The organism is Pseudoroseomonas cervicalis ATCC 49957, assembly GCF_000164635.1.
Lineage (GTDB): Bacteria > Pseudomonadota > Alphaproteobacteria > Acetobacterales > Acetobacteraceae > Pseudoroseomonas > Pseudoroseomonas cervicalis.
The window spans coordinates 61,424-65,064 of sequence record NZ_GG770778.1; the positions used below are offsets into that span (position 1 = coordinate 61,424).

Genomic DNA, 3,641 nt, shown 5'->3' on the forward strand with positions numbered 1-3,641 from the left:
GCAAGCGCGCGCCCCGCCGCCGCGGCGGTGAGGCGGCATGAGCGAGGCCGGCTTCGGCGAGCTGCGCAGCGGCCCGCTCGGCGTCCGGATCGCCACCAGCGCGGCCGAGATCGACGCCGCCCAGGCGCTGCGCTACCGCGTCTTCTACGAGGAAATGGGGGCCCACCCGGACGCCGAGACGGCCGCCAGCCGGCGCGACCGCGACCATTTCGACGCGGTCGCCGACCACCTCCTGGTGCTCGACCACAATCTGGGCGAGGGCGTCGAGAACGTCGTCGGCACCTACCGGCTGATCCGCAGCGAGGCGGCGGCGCGGGCGGGCGGCTTCTACTCCGCCTCGGAATACGACCTCGCGCCGCTGATCGAGAATGGCGGCAACCTGCTGGAGCTCGGCCGCTCCTGCGTCGCCCTGGAATACCGCAACCGCGCGGCCATGCAGCTGCTGTGGTCGGGCATCGCCGCCTATGTCTCGGTGCACAATATCGACCTGATGTTCGGCTGCGCCAGCCTGCACGGCACCGACCTGGACGCGCTGGCGCAGCAGCTGAGCTACCTGCACGCCAACCACCTGGCGCCCGAGCCGCTGCGCCCGCGCGCCCTGCCCGAGCGCTTCGTGCCGATGGATCGGCTCGACCCCGCCGGCATCGACCCCCGCCAGGCCCTGGCCGAGCTGGCGCCGCTGGTGAAGGGCTATCTGCGCCTCGGCGGCTTCGTCGGCGACGGCGCGGTGATCGACACCCAGTTCAACACCACCGATGTCTGCATCGTGGTCAAGACCGACCTGGTGACGCAGAAATACTCCCGCCACTACGAGCGGCACCGCGGCGCCAAGGAGTAGCGCGCCGCCGGGCCGGCCCGCCCGGCCGCGCCCCTCACAATGTCATGGCCGCGCAACGGCAGCGTCATTGTGGTGCCGCCGAGGCTCGGCTATCGCCTGATGCATGCAGGCCATCGCCCGTTCCCCGCTGGATGACGCCGCCCCCCACCCCCGCCGGCGCCTCCGCACGCCGCCGCTGCGGCGCGCCCCCGGCAGCTTCGGGGAAATCCTGGGCGAAGGCCCGCGCCCCGTCGCCGGGCGGCTGCGCGCCATCCGCCGCATCACCCTGGTGCTGCTCTGGACCCTGCTCTGCATCCCCGTCCAGGCGGCGCTGCTGGCCCTGCCCGGGCAGGCCAAGATCCGCTTCGCCCGGATCTACCACGCGGTGCTGTGCCGGCTGATCGGGCTGGAAGTGGTGGTGGTCGGCCAGCCGGCGCGCGACCGGCCTGTGATGTTCCTGTCCAACCACTCATCCTGGCTCGACATCCTGGTGCTGGGCGGCGTGCTGGAGGCGGTGTTCGTCGCCAAGGCCGAGGTCGGCACCTGGCCGGTGGTGCGCACCGTCGCGCGGCTGGGGCGCACCGTCTTCGTCAGCCGCTCCCGCGGCCGCACCGGCAGCGAGGCCGAGGCGATGCGCGAGCGGCTGCGCCAGGGCGACAGCATGATCCTGTTCCCCGAAGGCACCAGCAATGACGGCACCCGCGTGCTGCCCTTCCGCTCCTCCTTCCTGGCGGTGGCGGATGCGGCGCGGCAGGTGCAGCCCGTCTCGGTGGTGTATGACCGGCTGGGCGGCCTGCCCGCCTGCCGGCGCGACCGGCCGCATTTCGCCTGGTATGGCGACATGGATATCGGCAGCCATTTCTGGCGCCTCGCCCGCCGCCCTGGCGGCCGCGCCACCGTCCTGCTGCACGAGCCGGTGGACCCACGCGACTTCCCCAACCGCAAGGCGCTGACCGCCGCGGTGGAGCGGGCGGTGGCCGAGGGCGCCGCCGACCTGCGGCAGAACCGCGCGCCGCTGCCGCGCCGGGTGCAGTGAGAAGGATTTTGGAAGGAAGGGTTCTTTTTTAGGAAAAAAGAACCAAAAAACCTTTTTCAGTTTGGCGTTCCGCTGGACGGGAAACCACAGCGCCCCGCCGTGCCGGGAGATGCCGCCTTGAGCAGAGCGTCCCTCTGTTGAAGGAGACGGCGGCAGCCTGAAAAAAAAAAGCAGCCCGAAAGAATCAATCGATGGGGGCGAGGCTTTTGATCAGTTCGAAGACGCGCTTGCGCACCGAGGGCTCGGTGATGCGGTAATAGGCGCGCACCAGCTCCAGCGTCTCCCGCTTGTGCAGCGTGTCGTCCTCGAACCCCTCCTGCTGCTCGGCGAAGCCGCCAATGCGGGCGCGCAGCGCGGTCTGGCCGCCCATCGCGTCCGGCATGTCGTCGAAGAAGAAGCCGATCGGCACGTCCAGCACCCGCGCCAGGTCGAACAGGCGGCTGGCGCCGATCCGGTTCACCCCGCGCTCGTATTTCTGCACCTGCTGGAAGGTCAGGCCCAGCGCCTCGCCCAGCTTCTCCTGGCTCATGCCGAGCAGGGTGCGGCGCAGCCGCACGCGGCTGCCGACATGCACGTCGATCGGACTCGGGCGATGCTCGCGTTCGGACTTTTCCGTCAGGTCATCGCTCGGCATCGCCGCTCCTTCGCACTGGACGAATCACGGGACGGCCGGGCGCGCGACCTCCTGCCGCAACCGCTTGGGTGTCTCCGGCGGGCCGATTCGACGCCGTTCCGCGCAATTTTCTTAAACTGAGCAGTAGGAAACTGTCAACTCTTTCGAGAATTCTCATTTATGCGACAACTCTGCCGGGTTTTTCCGCCGTCCCGACAGCAAGGGGTGCAGCAATGCAACCAGGAGGGCAAGGCCGGCGGGGAGCAGGGCGGCGACATTCCCCCATTGCGCGAACAGCGTCGGCGGCAGCGCGCCCGGCAGCGGCGCCAGCACGCTGCCGGCCCGGCCGAGGCCCAGCCGCGCCACCTCCCGCCCCTTGGCGTCGAACACCGCCGAAACCCCCGTCTGCGCCGCGCGGGCCAGCGGCAGCCCCTCCTCCACCGCGCGCAGCCGGGACGCGGCCAGGTGCTGGTAGGGGCCGGTGGAGACGCCGAACCAGGCGTCGTTGGTGATGTTCAGCAGCCAGGCCGGGCGGTCGGCCGGCGTGACGGCGGCCGGAAAGATGACCTCGTAGCAGATCAGCGGGCTGAAGGCGGGCAGGCCGGCCGGCGCCATCGCCACCGGGCCGGGGCCGGCGGCGAAATCCACCGCCCCCTGCACCACGCGGATCGGGATCAGCCCGCGCAGCGGCATGTACTCGCCGAACGGCACCAGATGCGCCTTGTCATAGGTGCCGAGCAGCCGCGCCTCGGCATCCACCGCCGAGAGGCTGTTATAGAGGTGGCGCAACTGCCCCTGCGCGTCCCACTCGGCGCGCACCGAGCCGGCCAGCAGCACCGCCCGCGGCGGCAGCACCTGCGCGGCATAGCGGCGCGCCGCCTCGTCCTGCGGCAGCAGGAAGGGGCTGGCGGTTTCCGGCCAGATCACCGCCAGGGGGCGGTCGCCGGGGGCGGTGGCGGCGCCCTCGCGCGTCAGCTCCAGGTAGCGGCGGAAGATCGGCCAGCGCATCTCCTCCCGCCACTTGGCCTCCTGCTGGATATTGCCCTGCACCAGCAGCAGGTTCACGCCGGGAGCCGCGGGCTCGGCCGTGCCGTGCAGCCGCCAGGCGGAGAGGCCGGCCAGCAGCGCCAGCGCCGCGGCGCCCCCCGCCATGGCGCGGCGGCCAAGCGCGGGAA

The 3,641-nt window shown here is 71.4% G+C and carries 4 protein-coding genes; 2 read left to right on the forward strand and 2 right to left on the reverse strand.

The features are described 5' to 3' along the window. Positions 1-37: 37 nt before the first annotated feature. Together HMPREF0731_RS07650 and HMPREF0731_RS07655 are read left to right on the forward strand one after the other, a co-directional pair. Complete coding sequence (locus HMPREF0731_RS07650) at positions 38-838, forward strand: GNAT family N-acetyltransferase (protein ID WP_007003498.1); 801 nt, start codon at positions 38-40, stop codon at positions 836-838. A 103-nt stretch (positions 839-941) separates the two neighbouring features. Then, complete coding sequence (locus tag HMPREF0731_RS07655; protein WP_007003499.1) at positions 942-1,853, forward strand: lysophospholipid acyltransferase family protein; 912 nt, start codon at positions 942-944, stop codon at positions 1,851-1,853. 184 nt (positions 1,854-2,037) lie between these two features. Here the strand turns inward: HMPREF0731_RS07655 and HMPREF0731_RS07660 are convergent, their stop codons facing one another. Both HMPREF0731_RS07660 and lnt read right to left on the reverse strand, forming a co-directional pair. Further along, entirely contained in the window at positions 2,038-2,487 is a 450-nt protein-coding gene (locus HMPREF0731_RS07660) for a helix-turn-helix domain-containing protein (protein WP_007003500.1), read from the reverse strand. Positions 2,488-2,640: 153 nt separating this feature from the next. Continuing rightward, positions 2,641-3,641: apolipoprotein N-acyltransferase (lnt, locus tag HMPREF0731_RS07665; RefSeq protein ID WP_007003501.1), on the reverse strand; the 1,001-nt coding region annotated here is incomplete at its 5' end.